The sequence below is a fragment of the Leptothoe sp. LEGE 181152 genome (assembly GCF_032906605.1).
Taxonomy (GTDB): domain Bacteria; phylum Cyanobacteriota; class Cyanobacteriia; order Phormidesmidales; family Phormidesmidaceae; genus Leptothoe; species Leptothoe turfae.
This window is the reverse complement of record NZ_JASATU010000062.1, coordinates 1-23,776: the sequence shown is the minus strand read 5'-3', so window position 1 is coordinate 23,776 and position 23,776 is coordinate 1. Positions and strand designations below refer to the sequence as shown.

The window sequence follows — 23,776 nt, the reverse complement described above, 5'->3', positions numbered from 1 at the left end:
CTGGTTTGAACTTGCCAAGCCGCAACTAACTAAGAACAAGGCACCAGGAACCAAGAACTTACAAAACTCAAAACTTACCCTACGCCGACTTTGCCCCATTCCCATTCCCCATCTGCCGCGCTACATTACCGTAGTGGATCAATACGCTATGCCAAGTAATGGGGAAAACCATCAATCAGCCGTTGACCGACTATACGCTGCGTTGGGTCAATCGTATGGCAGACTTACCTGCAGCCGATTGGGATAGCATGGCACAATCGATCAAGACCCCTTTCTTCGAGTGGTTTTGGCTAAATTCCATGGAGGTCTCTGGCAGTACTAAAGCTCAGACCGGTTGGCTGCCCAACCATTTGACAGTGTGGTGCAAAAATAAATTAGTGGCTGCCGCACCGCTATATCTCAAAGGCCATAGTCGCGGTGAGTTTGTATTTGACCATCAGTGGGCAGATTTAGCAGATCAGCTGGGCATTGACTACTACCCTAAGCTGCTGGGCATGTCGCCATTTACCCCTGTCGAAGGGTATCAGTTTTTAATCGCGGCTGGGGAAGATGAGACCGCACTCACCCAAGTCATGGTGGCAGCTATCGACCAGTTTTGCGTCCAGAATCAGATTTCAGGCTGCCATTTTCTCTACGCGAACCCTGACTGGCGGGCGTCAATGGAAAAGCTGGGCTTTCAAAAATGGCTACACCATAGCTATATCTGGAAAAACGAAGGCTACAGCAGCTTTGACGATTATCTAGCTCGATTTAATGCCAACCAACGCCGCAATATTAAGCGAGAACGCAAGTCTGTCGCCAAGGCTGGACTGCATTTTGAAGTGCATACTGGCAATGGCCTATCTGATACCCTGTGCAACCTGGTGTACGACTTTTACAGTGATACCTGTGACAAGTTTGGCTGGTGGGGTAGTAAATATTTAACCCGCAAGTTTTTTCAGCAGCTATATCCAGAGTTTTGCGATCGCACCGTTGTATTTGCCGCCTACAGCGACGACAGCAACGATCCCATTGGCATGTCCTTTTGCCTGACCAAGGGAGAAAAGCTCTACGGGCGCTATTGGGGAGCTTTTGAAGAGTACAATCACCTGCACTTCAACGCCTGCTATTACGAACCTATCGACTGGGCCATCGCCAACGGCATTAAGTTATTTGACCCTGGTGCCGGAGGACGCCACAAAAAACGACGCGGTTTCCCCGCTTCCCCTAACCACAGCCTGCATAAGTTCTATCATCCCACCTTGGCCCAGGTGCTAGACAATTACATCGACCGCATTAATGTCGCCGAACAGCAGGAAATTGACGACATCAATGCAGACCTCCCCCTCAAGCCATTAAGGACGGAATAAAATAGAAGCATTGCTGAGCCTCGGGATAACTTGAGGGGTGAGACACCGTCAAATCGCCATAGTGCTAGACCGGTACATCCCCTAAATCAGCACGGTCCTAGGTGAAATCAAGGGATCTGCACGGTAGAATATGGGACCCAAAGGACCCTATGGGTCTCAAAAATGTTCTCACGTTGTGAAACCGTCTCTTTACCATGGCTATAAGTCAAGACACACGCCCATCTACCGCCACCCTCAAAACCCTAGACGACAAACTGTCTAAACGGTTTATTGAACTCGATCCTGACGGTTATTTTTTGATCTATCTAGACACTGAGCAAGGGCTGATCTGCGCCAAGCATTTTACCAATGTCATTAACGACAAGGGCGTAGCCTGCGATCCAGACACAGGCAAACCTTTATTGGGGAAAAAGACTGAGGCCCCACGCCAGTCTTCTCGCTTATATCAGGGTCGCACCGCTAAAGAGTTGTGCATGAAAATCTTCGAAGACAAAGAAAACCCTTGCCCCATAAGCTATTTAGACCATGCTGCTTATCTTGGTCGAGAGTTTGTGCGCGCTGAGATTGCCCTGGTCAATGATGAGCCTTATGTTCAGGATTAGTCCTGAACACCACTCAATTTGCCACCCACGATTTCGCGCACCCGATAAATGGGGCGTTTTTGCGATTCGTGGTAGGTGCGCATCATCAGCTCAGCTAACAGTCCTACGCTCAATAACTGAATTCCTGAAATAAATAACACCACTGCCAACATCAACAGAGGGCGATTGCCGATCTCAGCATTCAAAATAAACTTTACAAATGCTAGATAAATGCTCAGCCCTAACCCGGCAAACACGGATATGGCTCCAAACGGCCCAAAGACGTGCATGGGGCGGGTCAAAAAGGTTTTCATAAAGTAAATGGTCAATAAATCTAGGGCAACTCGAAAGGTGCGACCCAGACCGTATTTACTTTGGCCAAACTGACGGGCATGGTGGCGTACGGGGACTTCACTAATACGCGCTCCCTCAATGTAAGCTAGGGCTGGTAGAAACCGATGGAGCTCACCGTAGAGGTTCATATCTTTGACCACATCGGCGCTGTAGGCTTTCAGTGAACAGCCATAGTCATGCAGCCTAACGCCGGTTACCGTGGCAATTAGCCAGTTGGCAATTTTGGATGGCAGCAGTCGAGTAATGGCATTGTCCTGCCGATCTTTACGCCAGCCGCTTACCAGATCGTAGCCTTCGTGCAGCTTTTGGTAGACCGTGGCAATATCTGCAGGCTCATTTTGCAAGTCTCCGTCCAGGGTGACGATCACCTGCCCCCTAGCGTAGTTAAATCCAGCTGCCATGGCAGGAGTCTGGCCATAGTTACGTCGTAGCAAAATCACCCGCAAATCATGGCGTTCTTTGGCCAGGGCTTTAAGTAGCTTCGCTGAACCATCCGTTGAGCCATCATCCACGCAGATCAACTCATAGGAAACCCCCATGGTCCGAACTGCGTTGGTAATTTTTTCCACCAGCAACGGAATACTGTCATATTCGTTATAAATAGGCACAACGACCGATAACTCATACCGAGTATTAACGGCAGCAATTTGACTGGGGGAGGTCACCATAGTGGGATTTGAATCCAATGGACTTAGGCAGAGCTAAACAAACACTAACATTCCCCACCACTCATTATTCGGTTTCAGAGGTCAGAATAGACGTGTTTAAGTGCCTCGATAAGCGTTAACCATGCTTTAGACGCATCACTAACTGTCCATTAGCACCGCTTGCAAAGGTCACTGTTTCGTTAAAGTTGTGCCCGTGCATCACGTTTTGCCAATCTGCTGCGCGTCAGGCCCAACTGAGTGAATTTATGATGCAGCTTTTGCCTGACGAGTTACGTTCATTGCGTAGTAACTAAATAATCGACCGTAAGGGTTGCCCACCACTTTCCAGTGGTGTCCATCACTGTATTGTTGTCATCTATCCCACAGCTTTCATCTACTGGTTCATCTCAGTCTGCGCCCTTTTGACTCAGTAATAACGTAGCGCTGTGACCTGATTGATGGTATGGGGCTGTATGCAGTGCTCGTCTGTGCTGATTGTCTGTGTGCGATCGCGAGTCACGTCCTTGTTGCGATCTCAAACTCGCCAAATCTCTCTCGTCAAATCGTCTATGAGATCTTGGCAAAGTGGTAAAAGCTGTGGCTTACATCTACTTTGTTGTTTTGGAGCTAAGCTCGATGAAAGCTCAATATACTTCTGTGGCACTAGTTGCGGCTGGCATTGCCATACTTTCGACGACAACACCTGCTGCTGCCGCCAATATCTTTATTGGTAGCCGCGAATTTTCTGTTTCAACAATTTCTGGTGAGACATATGAAGATGTCTTGCCCACACTAAAAAAACAGCTCTTTTACGGGAACGAGGAACTCGCCGTAGATCTAGCAACACAGCATGCAACTAAAGGTCCCCTGTTCGCACATCTATTTGGTGAGCGCTTCGTTGGCCTCGATTTCATTGGAATCAAGTATGATCCTGCCTTTGTTGCCACCATTCCTCCCGAGTTTCGAGACTACGGAGACGAGGTATATCAAGAGGTTGTGTTTGCCGCTTCTTGCGATCGCCCTGATTTCTACGAATGTATACCCACCCCCTTTGACATATCTGATGTTCAGTTTGCCGTACTCCAACAGGTTCCTACACCGGCTCTACTGCCGAGCTTAATTGGACTAGGGCTGGCGGCTATTCGTAAGCGGAAGCAATCCATCGAAGCTTAGGACTATAGCTGGTCTAGTGTGCCTATAACAGGCGCACTAGACAACAACTGAGCATATTAACCAAATGCCTAACAATCAAACAAAGACGAAGACAATATCCTGAGCCATTGGACCGATGTCAGCGACCGATGCCAGCGACCGATGCCAGCGTTAGAAGACTTTATTCCACTCGTACACTTCGTACTCGGTCCAAATACCATTAACCCAATAAGGATCATTCTCCACTAGCTGCCGAACTATGGCCTCATCATCAGCTTCATAGGTACCGAACACTTTACTGTTATCGGTTGTTGGCCCCAACGAGGTCAACACGCCCTTTTCTTTTTGTGCTTGCAGTCCAGCGAGATGATCTGCACGATAAGGGGTGCGTTTCTCCAGAGCATTCTCACAGTAGCTCCCCCACATCACAAACTTGGCCATGGCTCTTTACTCCTGCTATCTGTTCACTAGCACAATAGACAGAATACAAGACCATCGCCTCAGGCCTTCACTTCACGAGTAGCCTGCGTATCCAAACTAGCCCCTAGCTTATCGGCAATGCCCTCAACCCAGCTTTCATCCTGTTTAGTGTAGCTGCGAGGCGCATTGGCCCCCAAAACCAGTACCCCCTTTTCCCCCATGGGTTGGCAAATTATTCCTTGGGTGTTTTCAGGCAAATAATTGAATTCAACCTTACCAGGATAAAGTTTAAGATTCACCAAATAAACCGGCTGTTTTCTAGTCAGCGTACGCTCCATAATGGGGCCAACTTCAACCTCTTTATTGGGACCAAGAATACCGCGCCGCATCAATGTCTGACCATCGTAGTAAGCCACCAACGAACGAGTAACCGTATTGGTCAGCAATAGGTGAGAAGCCCAGGCCAATTCAGTAGCAACATCTTCCGACAGACCATCTGCTAACTCAAAGCCTTCTTCCCCTTCTAAAATCACAGCTTCTGGTGGTACCGGCTGAATTTGACGCCACAGCAATGTTGTCAAAATCAAAATTGCACTTAAAAAGACACCCACCACATCAGCACGCGCCTGGGAGTCAGTCACAACGGGGGTTAACAGCCGATTTAGCATAAGCAACGTACCGCCCACACTGCCTACAATCAGCGGTAATCGCCGCAACCACTGGTTATCATTCGCTGCTTTAGCCATCCCCTATCTCCCGATTGCCCATGGGTATCTTTAAGATAAACCCGTCAATTAACTACTGCCTTTAGTCGATTACTAGTGTATCTTTAGCCAGTAAAACTGCTGATACTCTACTGCTGTGAACTGGCTTTTCCAACTAGCCTTCATCTCCGCTCTCATTGGTCCCCGTCCTTGGCAACCAATGGGCAGCATCAACTTCGCCGACATTGATATCCGACCGACCTGGGAATCACCATGGCTCCAGCAAAAACTAGCAGCCGATCCGGTCGCTGAGACCATCCTTAATGGCTATGTAGCAGACCTAACGAGTCTGGGGTTTACGGCTAGCCAGCAAAGTGTGGCCGTCGATGTGGGGCGCTATCCAGTGGCTCGTCACCAAGAATCTCGTCGCTTACCGGCAGCATCCTTAACTAAAGTGGCCACCACCTTAGCTGCCCTTGAGACCTATGGCGTCAATCATCAGTTCGAAACCTTTATCGGCTGGCAAGGAACCATCACCAACGGCACCCTCCAGGGCAATCTCATTATCAAAGGGGCCTACGATCCCCTATTTGTTTGGGAAGAGGGAATTGCCTTGGGGAATACACTACAGCAGCTTGGTATTCAACAGGTCACGGGTAGCTTAATTGTCATTGATCAGTTTGTAATGAATTTCAACACAGACCCATTGGCATCAGGGGAAATGTTGAAACAGGCCATGAACTCTGCTGCTTGGGGCTGGGCAGTAGAGAAACAATACGCCACACTGCCACCCGGCACCCCTAAACCCACACTGCAAATCCAAGGACCAGTACAGATAGCCTCTGCAGCACCCACCATCAATCAGGCCTCAGGCTGGTTGGTACGCCACAAGTCACTACCGCTAGCAGTGATTCTGAAAGCGATGAATATCTACAGCAACAATGTGATGGCCGAGATGATCGCTAATCTATCCGGTGGCTCAGCCAATGTGGTCAAAATTGCCGAGCAGACGGGAGTCACTCCTGGTGAAATTAGTCTGATTAACGGTTCGGGCTTGGGAGAAGACAATCAACTCTCAGCCCGTGCCGTGATTATACTTATGCAAGCAATTCAGAACCGACTACAGCCTTACAATCTCAACTTCGCCGACCTGTTTCCAGTTTCTGGCACCGACACGGGCACCTTGATCGACCGTACGTTACCCATCAATGCTTCAGTCAAAACAGGGAGCCTAGCCGTGGTTAGCGCGCTGGCAGGGGCTTTTCCCACTGAGCAAAAGGGTATTGTCTGGTTTGCCATTATTAACTACGGCTCAGGGCTAGAAACGTTGCGTGCCCGTCAGGATCGGTTGCTAGCTTCCCTTGAAAAACAGTGGGGTAAGGCGAATCAAGTTCCCAATCCCATTAAGGCTACACTACAGTTCAATCAAGAGCCGTACCGTTTAGGCGATCCTAAACGCAATGAGATTATTCAACCGCCTCAGGCACAATCTCAGTGACGACATTGCGACCAGTAACGACCACCGTTTGCCGCTCTAGGTTACCGACCGCACGATCACCGTTCACCGTGGCAGCAGGATCCTGCTGGCGATAGCTCACATTGCCTTGCCCATCTATATCCTGGGTCTTGATATTCCAAGTGAGCTGGTCAGCCGTTAACAGGGATTGTCTGGTTTGATCGACGGATCTAACGTTGCCATTTAAGACAAGAATCTCAGTGATCAAATTTAGACGGCCTTGATTAGCATTAGCCGTGATTTTTCGCTCGGGATACTGAATGCGTACAGGCTTATCAATCGTGATAATACCTGGCTCCACATCCCAAACAGCGATATCACTATTGGTTTGCAAAGGAATTTCAAATGCGTTGAGCTGTACCTGCTGCTGTAATGTGGCTTGTTGCTGTGCCAGGTCAAACTCTCCCCGCTTACCCACTAAGCGATCAGTCACCGTAGAATCATCTTCAGAGACATACTGCTCTACCTTTAGGGGGGTGTCTGTTTCGAGTTTTTCAGCATCTAGCTGCCATACTAATTTGTCTGACTCAAACCCAATCCAAGGCTCTTGTTGAGTTTTAGCAACCACACCGTTGAGTAACTCCAGACGCTGAGTTTTATTAAATAGTCGGGCTTCCTGGGCTGTGGCTTTGAGCTGGGGATGATCGCCACGAATACGGTCTCGCACTAACAGTAGATCTTCTGCGGGGATCCATTCCAAACTATTGCCATTGAGCGTGAGCTGATTGTCTGGATTAGTGGCGACAATGTTGCCCTGCAAAAATATTGACTTGCCATCTTCTCGGATTTCCCCCTGATCGGCTTTGACTCGGTATACTAACTTTCCGTCTTGAAAAAGCTCACCCTCTGGGGACTTCACGCTAGCTAATCGACGATCGGGACTGTAGGTAGCTGCTTTTGCCTTCACACGCCAAAGCAGCCCACCATTCTCGTCAGGCTGCTCTAGGGTGACATCTTTAAGCGTTAGTTCTGCTTCGGTTTGTTCAGTGCCGTCCTGATTTTGAAGACTTTGCAGGGTATCTCCTGACGATTGACAAGTTCGTACAGCTACGACTATCACAGCAACAAACGCCGCAATCACCGCAAACCGATACCATTTATTCATACAGCGTTAGTTGTGCCAGTACATAATCTAGTCACCCAGATTATCCTAACGGATAACGGTTCTTACCCCGGCTCACTGGTTGCCTCTTCTTCCATAACGCTCAAACCAGTGAGTGGGCGATAGGTATAGCCATTGCTGTGGCTGCGTGGAGTCTTTTTGATATCGTCTTTGACACCGTCTAAATCAATATAGCGGTCAGATACATTGATCAAACTGTCACTGGTCATAGAGCGCAAACTGACCACCTCTACCCTGACGCCACGATAGCTAGCAGCATCAACCGCATAGGCCAAATCTCCGTCACCACTCACCAAAATAGCTGTGTCGTAACAGCCGACAAGGGCCATCATATCGACAGCGATCTCAACATCTAGATTAGCTTTTTTAGACCCATCAGGCAGCTGTACCAAATCTTTGGCAATGACTCGGTATCCATTGCGGCGCATCCACAGTAGAAACCCTTGCTGCTTTTCATTAGTACGATCAACACCTGTATAGAAAAAAGCACGAAACAATCGAGAACCTGCGGTTAATCGGCATAGCAGCTTGGTGTAGTCAATTTCAATTCCAAGCTGAAGCGCTGCATAAAACAGATTCGAACCATCAATAAAAATGGCAACCCTACCACGATTTTCTAATACTTGCTCTGGCGTAAATCCAGTGTCATGACTGAGGGTATTACGGTGATTCAACATGATTTAATCCTATCCAATTTATTATGATTTACACCCCTAACTTGTGGTTAGTATTGCCCTTTAACGAACCCCCAGTATTCAAGGGCAATTGAGGGATATTTTGTCAAGAGTTTACAAAGGGCTCCTAGGGGAAGAAACACAGCGAATAATTACTTAGCCATGCACAATTTTGAGCCTGTCTTGAATTGTCCTTTAAACCCACCAATCAAAGTACACACGCCATTAAATAAAGGCTTGTTTTCATCATACATGAGGCATTTGTAGATGAAAGCGATATGGCTGTAACTTAATTTCTTCTCAAGAAGTAGAAAATAAATGTGATTAAAAATTGAGTGGGTATTTATTGAAATCCTGACGTGAAAATAATAGGTTTTGACACCTAACTAAAAGTCATTGGCAAATAAGTTTACAAGGGTTAAAAATGCTATATAAAAGCACATGTCTTGAAATGCTCATAAACGCAGATTATTACCGCTGAGGTATTCAATGTCAGCATTTAAATGTCAGTATTATCGAGCCTTATCATGGATTAAGCTGCAATATGCCGATAAATAGCGATTGCGATCGCAAGCTTCGTTTTTTTGCTTTATAAATAGCAAAAACTGCCAAAAACCAACAGGGAGCTATCAGTGGGAATTTCAGAACTCTTTAAGGCTGGTGGGGTCGTCATTTGGCCACTACTGGTCGCATCAATCTTAGTAGTGACTCTAATTTTGGAGCGGAGCTGGTTTTGGTGGCAGATTTCTCAGCACCAGGAACGTGTGGTCAATACGTTTCTAGTAGATTATGCCCAGCAGCCTAAGGCAGCGATTCAACAACTAAAGCAGCAGCCGTCGTTACCCATGGTGCGAATTTTTTTGGCGGCGCTGTCCCTAGAGCAGGCCACCCCTGATGAATTTAAATTGGCTTTAGAGAGCGCGGCTCAAGCAGAGATCCCGATGCTTAAGCGGTTTAGTACTGTGTTTGAAACCGTCATTGGTCTCGCCCCCTTATTGGGACTACTGGGCACTATTTTAGGGTTGATTCAGGCCCTGTCGTCTTTGCAAATTGGCGATGTGGGTACGGCTCGGGCATCCGGTGTTACAGCAGGCATTGGCGAAGCATTGATTTCCACAGCCCTTGGCTTAGTGGTCGCCATGGTGACTCTGTTCTTTGCCAATGTCTTTCAAGGGTTATATCGTCGGCAGCGGGCTGCGATCGCAGATTATGGTGGCCGTATTGAAATCGCTTATCGACAGTATTATCGAAAGTTTATGCATCGTCAGAACCGCTAAGCTGTCCAAACATCAACGGTTTGCCTAAATACCCTCAACAAATTTAGATAATTTGCTCATTTGGCTACTTCAACAATCGGAACAAACCCAATATTCTAGAAAAAATGAGTAATATTCTTTGAAGTATTGGCCATTCAGGCATTACCTTAATGAGCACATACAAATTCACCATCCGGTTCTTTCCTAAAAACTTTCATGGGTGATCGTCGTTGGTTCAAAATTGGGGTATACGTAGGCGCGTTTTGTTTAGCCATGGTAGTGACAATGGTATTGGCAACGACCTACAAAGTATTTTTTGGGCCACCCCAGGGAATAGCAGCAGCAGCCCCCTCTTACACCGTAGAAGTAGCGCCGACAGGAGCTAACGTGCCCTCAGCTAACCATGGGCTCATATACACGGCGGAAAATAACCCTACCTATAGACCCCTTGAGCGGGTAGAACTGGCTGACCCATCGAACTATGGCGAACGATACGATGTCGATGCCTATGGTCAGCCCCTCAACCATGAATTTTTGGCCGTGCTTCACGAAACCGTATGGAGCGCCAACAGTGCGATTAATACCTTTCAAACGTATCACCCACGGGACGAAGACCAGGTGAGTTACCACAGCATCATTGACCGCGATGGCACGGTTATCTATGTTGTCCCTCCTGAAAAACGGGCCTTTGGCGCAGGTAACTCTGTCTTTGAGGGGCCCAACGGTCCTGAAACCGCTGTGACGAATCCCGCGTTTGCGTCATCTGTCAATAACTTTGCGTATCACATTTCCTTAGTCACCCCCTCCGATGGCCAGGATAATGCCTCTACCCACAGTGGTTATACGGATGCGCAGTATAAGTCCTTAGCCTGGCTAATGGCCCAGACAACAATTCCTGAGGCACGGATTACCACCCATGCAGCGGTTGATCGTTCAGGTTCTCGACAGGATCCCCGCAGCTTTAACTGGGCTCACTTTTTAGAATATCTGCACCAGTATCCTAGTCGAGCGGCGTAGACAAGATTAGGAATCCTCTAGTTGTAGGGGCGCACGGCTGTGCGCCCCTACAACTTTGTTTAACCACAGATCGAGGTTGAGGTCGTAATAGCCTTCTTGGCCAGCAGGATATTCCCCCTGTTCGATGGCATTAATAATTTGCGGCAAAGCGGCAATGTAATCTTGGCTCCGTACCACAGGATGAAGCGTCCAGGCATCAGGATTTGAAAGTGTTGCCCGCCAACCGTGAGTGCGTTCAAGCTCCCGAGAAATCATCACCTCCCAAGAATCTAACTTGCCACGACCGGTCCAGTAATTTAACCAGGTCAGCACCCTGGGTGGTAACTGCTTTAGCCATTCGTTTTTATAGTCCATCCACAGGACAGGAATTGGTAGAAATGCATCGAAGCTTTGCTTTTTAATCAGATAAGCACGGCTGCCAAAAAACTTAAACCGATAGAACCCATCGTCCTGTTCATAGGGCACACGCTGGTTCATGGTACCGTCAGCCCGTGGTGGCCCCGATAAAGGCCTGACAAACAACACATCGGGTCGCTTGTCCATTAGCTCTATGCCCTCAGTAATCCAGCTGTGGCCAGGCTGTTGATGCTGCAGCATATCGCTATCAAAATGCACCACATAATCACCCACCGTTTCTTCTAAAGAGAAAATTGTGCCCAGAATGGGATAGCCCTTCCAGTTGTGGGTGGGTTTAGGAACAGAGCCAAAGTGCTTTTTATAGACTCGCTGACGATAGGCGTTGTCATAGTCCATATCAACCAGCCGATCCACTACCCCCATTTCCATCAGCTGGGCACAGTTATCCCGCAGTTGCTCTAAGGTACCAATGCCGGGTCGCCCCACTTTATCCCCCGTCAAAGGGGCCGTATCTAAAAACAACACCCGCTCCACAAAGGGATAATGGCTAGTGTGCACCAGGTGGGGAATCGTCTCCATCATGAATGGAATATCGGTGCGAGCCACCATGATGGACAATGAACAGCGAGGAAGATTCATAGGTCGTTTTAGGGTGGGTACTGCCCACTATGGGTGAAACGTTATTTCTTCATCCGTCTAGCCAACCGACCGATTGCTTGTTTAAGTTTGCGGATCGGTTGACGCTGTAATTGAGATGGGGACTTGCCAGCTAACGGACGACCATCCGGATCATCGAGGTAGCGGTAATATTCCCACAGGTCTCGATAAGGCCCCCCCGATCTCATCGGTGTGCCCGCCCAGTGCAAATAACGCAGCCGTGTATCGCCATCGTAGAGAGCATGGTCTCGGGATACAAAGTGTTGCATCCCTCCCCAGCTGCCGGGCTCATCAGCCTTCACTTGAACAATGTTGAGCCGTGTATCGATGCTGTTGAGGACCAGATAATTCATGATGGGCTGGTCTGTTGTGCCCCCCGAAAAATCAAAATAATCGCGATTTTGGGCACATTCGCTTAAACGCTGATACATCTGGTGAAGGGTGATGGTGTCTTTTTTAGCCCCCCAGAGACCGCTATTAAAAACAGAATTGACAATATCTTCAGGAAAAATGCCTCGTTCAATCACACTGGGCGAAAACACATCACGCAGTTTACGACCCTTGAAATGATAATCACAACAAATAAAATCTGCTTGATCTAGATAGGCGAGGGTATCAGAAACTGGCTCAAAAAAAAGAATATCGGTATCTATATAAAGAAACTCATCCAGCGGCCCAAACCAGGCTGCTAACTTGCGCATTTTATTGGGGAGTGCCAAGAAATCACGGGGAAAAATCTCGCTAATTTTTTGGGTAAACGCCTCAAGAAAAGCTAGATCTGGAAAGAGCTGCACTTGGTAAAGTGTATTTAGTTTTTGAAACAGCGATTGATAGTCATCGTTAAACGGAATCATATATACCGGTACATCCGGATCATGAAGGCGCAGACTAGCGAGGAGTGCGATCGCATTGTCCCCCACCTTCTCATTCGCAACAATATACACACCTCTCTTACCAATCATCAATAGTCCTCCCTTCAGGTAAGTCCAATCTTTTTCATCAGTCGTTTCTGTAGGGACGGTGGCTGATTATATTGCTGGGGTTTGCCCTGAAACTCTGGCATGGGCTCATGTAAATATCGATAGTGCAAAAACGTTTTACGATACGGAAAATCAAGGTTTTCACCACCACAAACGCGACGAAATATCTTTGAGGACAGCCCAATAAAATGCAGATAGCTCAACAACTTACCGTCGTCGTAAACCAGACCGTCTTTCTCCTCAAAATGTTTCGATGAAACTGCATTTCCCGTCGCTTTGCCTTCAGCACGCCACTCTAATGCCACATTGTGAACAGTATGATCATTAATCTGCACCATATAGTTCAGCAGCGATTGATTGGGCGCTCCCATGTACAGCACATCTGAATTCCCCTGGGCCAGGGTCTCTACCACATGATCCAGCTCTGCTTCAGGAAATAGACTGCGCTTAGAGGCATAGCAACCAGAACAAAAGATGTCACGCTTGAGTCGTTCCTCGGACAGTACCGTGGTCAGTTTGTCAGAATTGACATTAAAAATGTGGCTGAGGTCTTTGAACTGAAAATCATAAACCACGACATCGGCACGGTTTAGACGCTCAAACATAAAGTCCAGAGGCTGCATTACCAACGTGTCAGCATCTAGATAAATAAATTCTTCAAAAGGAGCCGCCGGGTCAAAGGAAACATAGCGATGGTTTTCTCCCACTCGATAAAATTGGGTTTTCACACCTGACGCTTTCCACTGTTGTATCGCCGTTGGATGGGTTTGCCATACCCGTAGTGAAAAGTTTTCCCAAAATTTAAATAGTTCAGAGTCATTCAGCAGAGATACATTCTCTCGCTTGGCGACTTCAGCAGCGACCTTCTCTATCTGGTCGTTGTAGGCAATCACGCAGACCGGAATATGCCCCGAATTTTGTTCAATGCTATTGAGCAGAGCGACCAACTGGTCGTAAACTACATCGTTTGCCAGGGTGTATATACCGCGCTTCATAGGACGTCCAATGGGTAATTAAGTATAAAAAATCACATTAAAAATACAGGGTCAGACAAGATGGAATGCTAGAGAGAACAGACCTGTCAGCATCACGGGGTGGATTGTGCTGGACTAGACGCCTCGGTTTGTTGGGATTTACTCACAGGTGTGCTAATGGATTCGAGATTTTCCACAACACTGAGCAGGTCAATGGCGATGTTCTGGGCATGAACCATCAGCTCTGCTTGCTCATAGGGGTCATCAACATCGTCCTGGATCAACGCCAGCAGACCAATCATGGAGTTTAGCTGCGATCGCAACTCATAGGATGACTTACCAATCGCCTTACGGTAAACAGGCAAAACATTCGACACAAGGGTGCCACTGCCATTGGCATTCTCACGAATACTTTTAGTCAGCTGCATCGCATGGAGTTTGGCATAGGCCCCCCTCTTCTCCAATAGCTCAGTATGGGTCCCTAATTCCACTACTTTGCCTCGATCTAGGACCGCAATTTGGTCAGCTTTATGCACAGTGGACAAACGGTGGGCTATAACCAGCGTGGTACGGCCACGACTGAGATCATCAATTGCATTTTGGACTAACCGTTCCGAGACCGTATCTAAAGCACTCGTCGCTTCATCCAAAATCAAAATGTCAGGATCCTGCAACAGGGCTCTAGCGATGGCTAACCGTTGGCGCTGTCCCCCAGACAGTAATACACCGCGATCGCCAATCATGGTTTCAAAGCCTTGGGGTAGGTTCTCGATAAACTCATAGGCATTGGCCTGCTTAGCCGCTGCCCTAAGTTCCTCGTCTGTGGCATCGGGGCGACCGTATAGCAAGTTTTCCCGCACAGACGCATTAAACAAAAAGGTTTCCTGACTGACAATCCCTAAGTTAGAACGATAGCTATGTATATCTATGGTCTTCAGATCCACACCATCCAACTCAATTGACCCATGGGTGGGATCATAAAATCGGGGTAATAAGTCCGCCAATGTGGACTTACCTGCCCCTGAAGAACCGACTAAAGCTAGGGTTTGCCCCTTTGGCAAAAACAGATCAATCCCCTGCAAAACCTCCTGATCATGGCCTGGGTAGCTAAATCGAATCTGGTTAAACCGAATACCTTCCTGTAAAGTTCGGTATGGCTGAGCGCCCCGAGGCATAAACGGCTTATCATCTCGCCGGAGCAAGGCAGTCACAACCTCAACACTGGCCGAAGTATTCGCTAAAGTGCTGCGTTGGCTATTGAGCTGACCAATATAAGGCAGCATTCTAAATAAAATAATCAGGTATGTCAGCAACGACGATGAAAATACCTCAAGCTGATTACTAAAGGCCATTCGACCCAGTACAGTGATCAGTATCAACGCCAGAATATTAATAATTTCGTTAAAAGGACCAATACCCGCAAAAATCAGCTGGGAGTTAAACTCAGCGCTTTCTCGTTCGACGATAATTTTGTCTAAACGTTGATATTCTCGCTCTTCATTGGCTGTTGCCTTCACCAAACGAATACCCGACAAAATCTCAAACACACGCGAAGAATACGCCTTGGAGATTTTAGACAGTTCTTTACCCAGGGACTTGGAGCGTTTAACGACAAACTGATTCAGCAGGGTAACCGACCCCAGTGTCACGATTGAAATCAGCGTCAGCTGCCAAGAAGTCAGCAGCAACAAGATCAAAAACACCGTGATCGTAATGATCACTACCATGATGCGCACCAAATTTCGAATGGCAATGGTGGTGCGATTCACCTCAACGTTTAATTGGTTAATCAGATCTCCAATTTTAGTCCTGGCAAAATACCCTAAATCCACATCTAAAAGCAGCCTAAGTCCCCGTTGCCGCAGCGACATCGCTAGTTTTCGATTCAATGTGCCAGCTGTCAGAGCACTGGCATAGGCCGAAAGACTTTTAAGAACAATGACACCGACTACAGCGGACGCCATCACCGGTAAACGCGCATTGTCAGGCAGGCCATCAAATATGCCAATAAAGCGCTGCAAAATCGGCGGTAGAGATCTTGCGTACTGCGCCGCTTGCCCTAACAGCTCCAGTAAGATTGGCACAATCAACAAGGTGCTTACACCATTAAATAGCGCCCCTGAAAAACCCAGTAATATCGTAAAAAATAACAGAACTGGATATCTGAGAACCGACTGAAGTAATAAGCGGGTGGAAGACATGAATAAGTAGGCAGGCGACGCTTAAGAAATATAACTTTGAATACGTATGTATGGATATTGTTTAAATCAAGCAATTAGCGGCCACTCTCCATACGCCTGTAATTTTGCTTATAGCCTAACTGATTCCGTGGCTGCCTCTTCACACACTGCTGGATCAAAGGCCCTAGGGTTTCTGCCATGGCATTGACACTGTAGTGTTGAATACAACGCTCCCGTGCCAGACGCCCGCGCTCAGCCGCTTGCTTTGGATTATCTAAAATAGTTTGTAGCATCTGGGCCAGTTGATCAGCAGCACAGGGCGCTACAAGATAGCCCGTATCTCCCAAAATTTTAGGGATATCCCCCACCGTGGTAGACAGTATGGGTTTGGCCATCGCCATGCCGTCAGTGAGTTTAATGGGAAACTGAGCGCGAGCTATCGATGTATCTCGCTGGGGCACCACCACCACATGGGCAGCAGCCACCACCTCCGCCATTTGATCCGAGGGAAATCGCGGCAGCTTAATCAACCACTGGGGCCAGCGAGCCATCAGGTCATCTTCGTAGCCATCTGGTTTACGACCACCAACAATGACTAACCGTAAATCGGGCTGGTCTAGCTGATCCATGGCCATTAACACATCCTCCAACCCTTTATGGGGACGGGCTGTACCTGGAAACATCAACACCCGATAGTCAGACAACCCGTAGGTCTGCCGACTGACTGCTGGGTCAAAACGAGCTGGGTCAAAAATATCCGTATCTTTACTATTAGGTAGATAATGGCCACCAAACTTCTGCTGTAAAAACTGGTTATTGACTGTCACCACATCGGCCTGCCGCACCCACTGTTCACCTAACGATATATAGAAGGGATGCTCCAAATCCCGCAGCGCTCCATCGGGCTTAAAAATGTCACGGGCCAACTGTTTAACCGTTGGACGATAAGCATAGTCCTCTCCCCCAAACCAACTCAACTCCCAATCATCCATGTCGAGTAAAACGGGTCGGCGAGTATACATCTTTTTCAAAAGGGCAATACCAAGACTCGTTGGTCGAGGCTTAATGGCGTAAATTACATCGCCCCGAATCTGATTGAGTAGCTGAGTGGCCGACTGAATAAACTGAGGCAGTTGTTGGCCTGGCACCGCAGTCACCGACAACGTGTCAGGGGGCGGTGGATAAATCACATCCCCAAACTGACAGCCAATGACCTCGACATCATGCCCTAGTTTTTGCAGAATCTGACTGACTAGATAAACACGCGTCATCCCACCACCAGAAACATCTGGGGCGATGACCGACACCTTGGTCGTGGGGGCATTAGATAAATTCACCGATCTGATTTGTGTCCCTTTTTGGGTAATCGTGCCTGGCTATCTGTCACTATTACCCATCAAGATTTCCCATTTGATCCGCATCCTATCTCAGTACGTGATCTCAAACCGATGGATGAATTTAATCTTTGTCGAAGATTCACACGTCAAACGTACACTTAGGGACACGATATGCTATTGACCAACAGCAACTGATGATGTGGGTTCGACCACCGGTACTGGAGGTAATTCCAACACCAGGTTACCTAGATGGCCTTTGCGAAAGTCATTGAGCAACTGATGGGCCGCTCGCTCTAAATCATCGTTATGACGCTGGGCCAATATTGATAAGTAGGTTTCCCCCGTATAGAATTCGCCAGTCTCAGAGGTTAATGGGGTGTCGTAGCGAGATGCGATCGCACCTTTATACCCCCCCGATTCATCCCATTGGTCCAAAGCCTGAATCAAATCCAAAAACGCAGCCGCCACCCGCTGCGTGTCATAGGCAGCACCGCCAATATCGTCACAAATTGCCAGCTTTAGCGCCACTTCCTGATCATTGAGCTTCAGCGGGATAATACCCGGAGCATCTAATAATTCAATTTCATTTGAAATCCTTACCCAGCGCAACTGTCGTGTTACCCCTGCCCGGCGCTCACTCACCACAACTTTACGCTTTAGCAGCCGATTGATCAGAGCTGACTTCCCCACATTAGGAAAGCCAATAACCACAGCCCGCACAGGTCTCGGCTTCATCCCTCGGCGTAAACGCCGCTCGTTCATCGCCTTGCCCGCATCCTGGGCAGCCCGCAGCAGGTTCTGCACCCCCTTACCCTGCTTTGCATTGGTAAAGTAAGCCGCCTGCCCCTGTTCTTTAAACCAGGTTTGCCAGGACTGCCGCGCCTCCGCTGAAATCATATCTACTCGGTTCAGCACCAGCACCCGCGATTTATCCCCAATCCAATCATCCACCTCAGGGTGATGGGTGGCCAAGGGAATACGCGCATCTCTAATTTCCAGCACCACATCAACGCGCTTTAGCTGCTCCTTCAAAGAGCGCTCCGCCTTAGCAATATGACCGGGATACCACTGAATAGACGGCGAAGTCATGGCACCACCATCACCGGACAGGGTGACAGGTTAATTACCCGATTGCTGACGCTTTCCGACTGCCCTTCCGGGGTCAGACCAATACCACGACAGCCCATCACAATTAGATCCGCCGACATCTCGTCAGCCACATCACAGATTACAAACGCAGGATTGCCCTCTCGCTCAATGGTTTCTGTCTCAATTCCTTGACTGGTAAATACAGCCTTCGCTTTCTCTAGCAGCTGGGCAACCGCCTCAGGCGAAGCCTGTTCAGGATGAGCATTGTGCCCATTTGAGGTCTCAACGACCGACAGCAAAATCAAATGGCTGTGATGATGTTTCACTAACTCCGCAGTCTTAAAAGCCGCCTGTTGAGCTTCGGGACTAGCATCTATCGGAAATAGAACGGTCTTAAACATAACGTGGGAAAACCCTCAGACTTCGATCAAAAATCAGAGCCGCAATAAGCGATAATACCTAGTGAGTAACGAAAATGTATCAACGCTTTACATCTAGGGTAATCAAGCTTGTCCTAGCTTTGAAGTGGGGTGTACGTAACGTAACAAAACTGCATTAGGAGATAAGGAGGATAGTTCTGTGGCAAAGAAATCCGTGACTGATTTGTCAGCGGCTGATCTGTCAGGCAAGCGCGTGCTGATGCGGGCAGACTTTAACGTGCCCCTCGATGATCAAGGCAAAATTACTGATGACACCCGGATTCGTGCTGCACTGCCTACCATCCAAGCATTGACCAGCAAGGGTGCTAAGGTGATTCTTTGCAGCCACTTCGGACGTCCCAAGGGTCAAGTTGTTGACAGCATGCGTCTGACGCCAGTTGCTGTTCGTCTTTCTGAGCTGCTAGGCCAGGATGTCATCAAGTGTGACGACTGCATTGGCGACGCAGTTAAAGCTGCTGTCGATGGCATGTCTGATGGTCAGGTTGCTTTGCTTGAGAACGTACGTTTCTACGATGGCGAAACTAACAACGATTCTGAGTTTGCGAAGAACCTGGCCTCCGTTGCTGAAATGTATGTCAACGATGCCTTTGGTACTGCTCACCGCGCCCATGCATCTACTGCAGGTGTCACTGAATATCTTAGCCCCTCTGTTAGTGGTCTACTCATCGAGAAAGAGCTTCAGTATCTACAAAGCGCTGTAGATAGTCCTCAGCGTCCTTTTGCTGCCATCGTAGGTGGTTCCAAGGTATCCTCCAAGATTGGCGTCATCGAAACTCTTCTAGAGAAAGTGGACAAACTGTTCATTGGCGGCGGCATGATCTTTACCTTCTACAAGGCTCGTGGCCTGGATGTTGGTAAGTCTCTAGTTGAGGAAGACAAACTAGAGCTGGCTAAGGCACTGGAAGCTAAAGCTAAGGAGAAGGGTGTTGAGCTATTGCTACCTACTGATGTGGTGGTTGCCGACAACTTTGCTCCTGATGCCAACGATCAAACCGTTAGTACTGAAGCGATTCCCGATGGTTGGATGGGTCTAGACATCGGCCCCGACTCCATTAAGGTATTTCAGGCTGCTCTGGCTGACTGCAAGGGCGTTATCTGGAACGGCCCCATGGGTGTATTTGAGTTCGACAAATTTGCTAAGGGTACTGAAGCTGTAGCGAACACTCTAGCTGAGATTACTACCAGCAATGGCTGCATGTCCATCATCGGTGGTGGTGACTCCGTTGCCGCTGTTGAGAAAGTGGGTGTTGCTGACAAGATGAGCCACATTTCTACCGGTGGTGGTGCCAGCCTTGAGCTGCTAGAAGGTAAGACTCTACCCGGTATTGCTGCCCTGGATGACAAGTAGAAAAAGTAGGGAAAGCGAATAATTTTTTTCGCACACTATTCCCTGATTGTTCAGTTCTTTAAGTCCCTACCTATAAGTGGGGGCTTTTCTTTTATCCAGCTTCCACACATTAATACTGCCTGATGAGATTTCAAGCAGATAGACTCCTGAGTTTTAACTGCGAAACAATCGTAGGGTCATTAATTTTATCGTCAGCAGCGAGTAAAAAAGCTTTACTCAAGATTATTGCTGTGGTGCCATCACCTTCAAATGGTAAAAACACATTCGTAGTATTAGATTTGGATGTACGACCCGGTACGATGCAGAGATATTGATCGTTTGGCTCCATAAGAATATTGCCACTTCCTAAATGAATTTTGTAAGTTCGTAGTTTGCCCTGAACAACTAAAAAGCGCTCTGTGACGTGACAACAGTCAGCTATTTTCAGACGAGGGATCAGGTTCTCGAAAAGCTGCCGTCGCGTTTTGGCAGTTTCTGACAGTTGCCCAAATGAATAATTTTGCCAGTAAGTGTTGTAGCGCTCTTGCTGCTGACCAGGTCGCCAGTTGGGGTCATTGCCGATACTGGCAACGCCTACAAATAGATCCACATCACGCAACACCTCAGAAAATACTAGTTTTGGAACATCTGATAGGGATATTGGAGTATCAGGTGCATCAGTATTATAAAACCTGACTTGATCTGTAGAGAGATATGGATATGCGCCGTATGGATCTTCAGCATTATCAACAATGGCCTCAATCCAAAATTCTGCCTGTAGTGACCATTCAGATAGTTGTCGTCGCGCTTGTGAACCCGGTTCACGGCAATCAAACGATAAAATTAAATAGTTCTCCCATTCTCGAATTCTGCATAAACTATTAAATTGATGCTGCTTGATAATGTGTGCCGCAAATCGGTTAGAGTAAGTATTTGTTGTTTTTTCTGCATCAGTTAATAGATAAATTTCTCGATGGGCTTGCTTAAAGGGTTGTTTTACTCGATGATCTAGCAGCCACCTACGCCAAGCCAACACCTGTTCAGTGACCATATTTAGAGGATGCCATAGGTCTACCGTAGTGTCTGGTTGTATTTCCTCCAGCGGTTTTCCCTCTACCGTTATAAGCTGGCCTTGCCACCAAATGGCTGGAATTGTTTGCTCCTGGATATGAAACTGCCAGATAAGGCGTCTGGCTAAAATCCCTATTAATGGGTGGTTTAGGTAGGTTTTACACCAGGTTGCATAGGTCCAGGTGCGACGTTGAAGATAACTGCTCTCAATGAGATCGCACTGCACCGACAACAGTTTCTTAATATCCTTTCCTGCTTGTTTAAGCGCTTTTAGCTCATTAGGATGATGTTCTTTAACAAACTTTGGTACAGATTTTTGTCTTTTCCCATCTGGCCGATACCAGGCAAATTCTATCGTTTGAGTGTCGACAACTGACAACGTTGCCGTAAAGTCTCCAAATTGCTCCTGTCTTTTGCCAACTTCTGAGAGACCATAGGTAGGAACAGCCTCTTCAGCTAAGGCTTCTAGCGATTGCCCTGTTCTATTGGAAATAACCGTCAACGCTTTAGCAATCTCTCTCTGAGCCCCCCTATATTTAACCTTAGCTTTGAGAATGGCCAGCTGCCCCATGGTCTCTTCAGTCGGTATCTGTCCCAAACACCACACACAGGCATTGCCTAATCGGACACAGCGTTCACCGACTCCTTTGACTCGTCGATAGGCAGATAAACCCAAAGCACCCACTGCTCGAACAATATCTGCCGTCTCAAAATTGGTGCACAGCCAGACTAAGCCTTTGAGAATATCTACATTAACCTCATGAAGTAGATGACTCTGATCTTCATAATGTCTAATTGGTTGAGTACGAGGTTTATCAACCAATGGGAACCATCTCACAATAGCTTGGCAAAAATCCTCGTGACCGACCTTATCTAACGCAGCCGCTGATACACGCTTCCATTTCGCACTGGGTTTGGACTGCCTAGCACTGGCACAGATAATAAGCAACTTTTTCCAATCAGACTGTGCTGTTGATAGAGCTGACAAATCCGATATTGCCACATCTGACCAAGCCTCCCCAGAGACAACAGGCAAAAGCTGGCTGGCTATCCTGAGTTGAGAGATTTCCCGACGGTAATATATATGACCGCCCTCCAACTTTGAGCAGAGTGTCTCGATAGCTGCTTGGAGTTCTGATGTCAACTCGTTATCTTTCGAATAACGTTCAACGGTTTCAGCTAATGCGGGTAAATTCTCAATGATGGCATCTTCATTATGCCAAGAGTTCCTATTTTGTTTCTCTTCACAAGGGTAGGCAAACGCTTCTAAATACTTGAATAACAACAACAGGTGATCATGGGCCATCGGCAGTGGCTTTACAAGCAACTCAGAGATTGCTTGTCGCAGATTAGAACGAGATTTCCAATCATCGTCACTGCATAACGATAGTTGATTTGCAATCTCAAGTACTACCAAAGATTGCTCTTCTGGGCTCATAGCTAAAACCTGGCTCCCAGAATTGATTTCTTGTAATTTTTGATGCCACTGGAAATCTGGCTCCTTCATTAGCGACTGCACAACGGAGATACTATCATCAAAGTGTTTTCTAGACACATTAACCTCCTACCAACGGTACCAGCTTGAGAAAAGAGACCGAAGTATTAGACCGAATTTCAATCTGTTCTTCTAAAGAATCCACCTGCTGATCATCAACAAGCACAATAAAGCCATTACCCAAAAATGCCTCAATAGCCTGTTCATATTGCTTTTCCCAATCAATCTTCCTAGGCAGACGCAACTTATATCCATTTAGCGTCTGCTCTGCTTCTGTGGGTTTTACTAAGCCATGGAAATGATCCGACAGTTTGACGTTATAATCTTTAACTTCTTGATAAATACGGCTACGAATCAGCTCTTGAACGGTAATACGTTCCGTTGAGAAAGTCAGCATCAGGCTATGGCTGCTTTGCCCCAATGTGGTCTCATCACGAACTAGAAGCTTGCTGCCCATAGCACCTCCGGAAAATGAGCCATCACCAATGATTCCACAATCTAGATCATATGAACTAGAAGGTCACTAAAATTAGTCTATGCGTACTACTCGGAAAAATCAAGAGCTGGTTCTTCTATATGCTGTACATCCCTATTTTCAGTGAATGCGGACAAAGAACCATGCCATTGATTTGTTTCAGTTTGCGCAATTAGGGTTAACCACGCCCGCCAGAGCACACCCGAGTCGTCTGTAAAGGTCCAAACACTGACTAGTGATTTGTCTGATTGTGCTACTGCTTGCTGCTGCCAGCCAGCCTGATGCATCTGTCCTAAGTAGTGTTCTGCTAGCTCATCTGTCGTTAGCTGACTAGAAATATGAACATTTGAATCAAAGTTCGTTGCACTACCCCCACTGCCTAGGCTTTGAACAAATGTCTTGGATGGTGTTTGCAGGGTTGGTATAGGGAGATTTAAATCTTCCCAAATATCCGAGAGCCTACCTCTTTCTACGTACCTAAATTTAGGCCAAATAAAAGGCACGATGCTCAATGCCGAATCGCTGAACGTATTGCCAAAAGAGGAAAGGTGATGAACCCTTGAAAAACAAACCATCGTTTTTAAGGTGCATCACAATGGAT

Annotated in this window: 22 protein-coding genes; 7 read left to right on the top strand and 15 right to left on the bottom strand. The window is 47.4% G+C overall.

Annotated features, from left to right (window positions below; translation table 11 throughout):
* Window positions 1–158 precede the first annotated feature (158 nt).
* Both QGP82_RS27665 and QGP82_RS27660 read left to right on the top strand, forming a co-directional pair.
* The gene (locus QGP82_RS27665; RefSeq protein ID WP_163669396.1) at window positions 159–1,349 is read left to right on the top strand and encodes a GNAT family N-acetyltransferase; all 1,191 of its coding nucleotides are present in this window, start codon (window positions 159–161) and stop codon (window positions 1,347–1,349) included.
* 194 nt (window positions 1,350–1,543) lie between these two features.
* Complete coding sequence (locus QGP82_RS27660) at window positions 1,544–1,951, top strand: DUF4346 domain-containing protein (protein WP_499061629.1); 408 nt, start codon at window positions 1,544–1,546, stop codon at window positions 1,949–1,951.
* Here the strand turns inward: QGP82_RS27660 and QGP82_RS27655 are convergent.
* Window positions 1,948–2,952 carry a glycosyltransferase family 2 protein gene (locus QGP82_RS27655; protein ID WP_163669392.1) on the bottom strand — a complete coding sequence of 335 codons (1,005 nt, stop codon included), beginning with the start codon at window positions 2,950–2,952 and terminating at the stop codon, window positions 1,948–1,950. The genes QGP82_RS27660 and QGP82_RS27655 overlap by 4 nt on opposite strands.
* A 615-nt stretch (window positions 2,953–3,567) precedes the next feature.
* Between QGP82_RS27655 and QGP82_RS27650 the strand changes: the two genes are divergently transcribed.
* Entirely contained in the window at window positions 3,568–4,104 is a 537-nt protein-coding gene (locus tag QGP82_RS27650) for a PTPA-CTERM sorting domain-containing protein (RefSeq protein ID WP_163669390.1), read from the top strand.
* Window positions 4,105–4,254: 150 nt separating this feature from the next.
* Here the strand turns inward: QGP82_RS27650 and QGP82_RS27645 are convergent, their stop codons facing one another.
* Both QGP82_RS27645 and QGP82_RS27640 read right to left on the bottom strand, forming a co-directional pair.
* A complete protein-coding gene (locus QGP82_RS27645; RefSeq protein ID WP_006515648.1) occupies window positions 4,255–4,524 on the bottom strand; it encodes a YciI family protein in 270 nt (89 codons plus the stop codon).
* Window positions 4,525–4,583: 59 nt separating this feature from the next.
* The gene (locus QGP82_RS27640; RefSeq protein WP_163669388.1) at window positions 4,584–5,249 is read right to left on the bottom strand and encodes a cofactor assembly of complex C subunit B; all 666 of its coding nucleotides are present in this window, start codon (window positions 5,247–5,249) and stop codon (window positions 4,584–4,586) included.
* 115 nt (window positions 5,250–5,364) lie between these two features.
* On the opposite strand from QGP82_RS27640, the gene QGP82_RS27635 reads away from it, so the two are divergent.
* Entirely contained in the window at window positions 5,365–6,705 is a 1,341-nt protein-coding gene (locus QGP82_RS27635; protein ID WP_348918704.1) for a D-alanyl-D-alanine carboxypeptidase, read from the top strand.
* Here QGP82_RS27635 and lptC read toward each other — a convergent pair.
* Entirely contained in the window at window positions 6,674–7,828 is a 1,155-nt protein-coding gene (gene lptC, locus QGP82_RS27630) for an LPS export ABC transporter periplasmic protein LptC (RefSeq protein ID WP_163669384.1), read from the bottom strand. The genes QGP82_RS27635 and lptC overlap by 32 nt on opposite strands.
* A 62-nt stretch (window positions 7,829–7,890) precedes the next feature.
* A complete protein-coding gene (locus QGP82_RS27625) occupies window positions 7,891–8,523 on the bottom strand; it encodes a LabA-like NYN domain-containing protein (protein WP_163669383.1) in 633 nt (210 codons plus the stop codon).
* 629 nt (window positions 8,524–9,152) lie between these two features.
* Between QGP82_RS27625 and QGP82_RS27620 the strand changes: the two genes are divergently transcribed.
* Both QGP82_RS27620 and QGP82_RS27615 read left to right on the top strand, forming a co-directional pair.
* Window positions 9,153–9,797, top strand: a complete 645-nt coding sequence (locus QGP82_RS27620) for a MotA/TolQ/ExbB proton channel family protein (RefSeq protein ID WP_163699470.1) — start codon at window positions 9,153–9,155, stop codon at window positions 9,795–9,797.
* 195 nt (window positions 9,798–9,992) lie between these two features.
* Window positions 9,993–10,793: an N-acetylmuramoyl-L-alanine amidase gene (locus QGP82_RS27615; RefSeq protein WP_163669379.1), complete on the top strand. Its 801-nt coding sequence runs from the start codon at window positions 9,993–9,995 to the stop codon at window positions 10,791–10,793.
* 6 nt (window positions 10,794–10,799) lie between these two features.
* Here QGP82_RS27615 and QGP82_RS27610 read toward each other — a convergent pair whose 3' ends face one another.
* The 7 genes from QGP82_RS27610 to QGP82_RS27580 all read right to left on the bottom strand — a co-directional run bounded on the left by QGP82_RS27610 (window position 10,800) and on the right by QGP82_RS27580 (window position 18,768).
* Window positions 10,800–11,789 carry a hypothetical protein gene (locus QGP82_RS27610; protein ID WP_499061628.1) on the bottom strand — a complete coding sequence of 330 codons (990 nt, stop codon included), beginning with the start codon at window positions 11,787–11,789 and terminating at the stop codon, window positions 10,800–10,802.
* A 41-nt stretch (window positions 11,790–11,830) separates the two neighbouring features.
* Window positions 11,831–12,769: an Npun_R2821/Npun_R2822 family protein gene (locus tag QGP82_RS27605; protein ID WP_499061627.1), complete on the bottom strand. Its 939-nt coding sequence runs from the start codon at window positions 12,767–12,769 to the stop codon at window positions 11,831–11,833.
* A 14-nt stretch (window positions 12,770–12,783) separates the two neighbouring features.
* The gene (locus tag QGP82_RS27600; protein WP_499061626.1) at window positions 12,784–13,782 is read right to left on the bottom strand and encodes an Npun_R2821/Npun_R2822 family protein; all 999 of its coding nucleotides are present in this window, start codon (window positions 13,780–13,782) and stop codon (window positions 12,784–12,786) included.
* A gap of 92 nt (window positions 13,783–13,874) precedes the next feature.
* On the bottom strand, window positions 13,875–15,962 hold the full coding sequence (locus QGP82_RS27595; protein ID WP_499061625.1) for an ABC transporter ATP-binding protein: 2,088 nt from the start codon (window positions 15,960–15,962) through the stop codon (window positions 13,875–13,877).
* Between the two features lie 74 nt (window positions 15,963–16,036).
* Window positions 16,037–17,278, bottom strand: coding sequence for a glycosyltransferase family 4 protein (locus QGP82_RS27590; RefSeq protein ID WP_499061624.1), 1,242 nt, complete (start codon window positions 17,276–17,278; stop codon window positions 16,037–16,039).
* Window positions 17,279–17,452: 174 nt separating this feature from the next.
* Window positions 17,453–18,367 carry a ribosome biogenesis GTPase YlqF gene (gene ylqF / locus QGP82_RS27585; protein WP_499061623.1) on the bottom strand — a complete coding sequence of 305 codons (915 nt, stop codon included), beginning with the start codon at window positions 18,365–18,367 and terminating at the stop codon, window positions 17,453–17,455.
* The gene (locus QGP82_RS27580) at window positions 18,364–18,768 is read right to left on the bottom strand and encodes a universal stress protein (protein WP_163669365.1); all 405 of its coding nucleotides are present in this window, start codon (window positions 18,766–18,768) and stop codon (window positions 18,364–18,366) included. The genes ylqF and QGP82_RS27580 overlap by 4 nt, the downstream gene beginning before the upstream one ends.
* Window positions 18,769–18,946: 178 nt before the next feature.
* On the opposite strand from QGP82_RS27580, the gene QGP82_RS27575 reads away from it, so the two are divergent.
* Window positions 18,947–20,155: a phosphoglycerate kinase gene (locus QGP82_RS27575; RefSeq protein ID WP_163669363.1), complete on the top strand. Its 1,209-nt coding sequence runs from the start codon at window positions 18,947–18,949 to the stop codon at window positions 20,153–20,155.
* A gap of 130 nt (window positions 20,156–20,285) precedes the next feature.
* Here QGP82_RS27575 and QGP82_RS27570 read toward each other — a convergent pair whose 3' ends face one another.
* From QGP82_RS27570 to QGP82_RS27560, 3 genes are all read right to left on the bottom strand, one after another.
* Window positions 20,286–22,760 (bottom strand): DUF4132 domain-containing protein, encoded by a 2,475-nt coding sequence (locus QGP82_RS27570; protein WP_499061622.1) that lies wholly within the window; start codon window positions 22,758–22,760, stop codon window positions 20,286–20,288.
* 1 nt (window position 22,761) lies between these two features.
* Complete coding sequence (locus tag QGP82_RS27565; RefSeq protein WP_499061621.1) at window positions 22,762–23,157, bottom strand: hypothetical protein; 396 nt, start codon at window positions 23,155–23,157, stop codon at window positions 22,762–22,764.
* Between the two features lie 86 nt (window positions 23,158–23,243).
* A complete protein-coding gene (locus QGP82_RS27560; protein ID WP_499061620.1) occupies window positions 23,244–23,750 on the bottom strand; it encodes a hypothetical protein in 507 nt (168 codons plus the stop codon).
* Window positions 23,751–23,776: the final 26 nt, after the last annotated feature.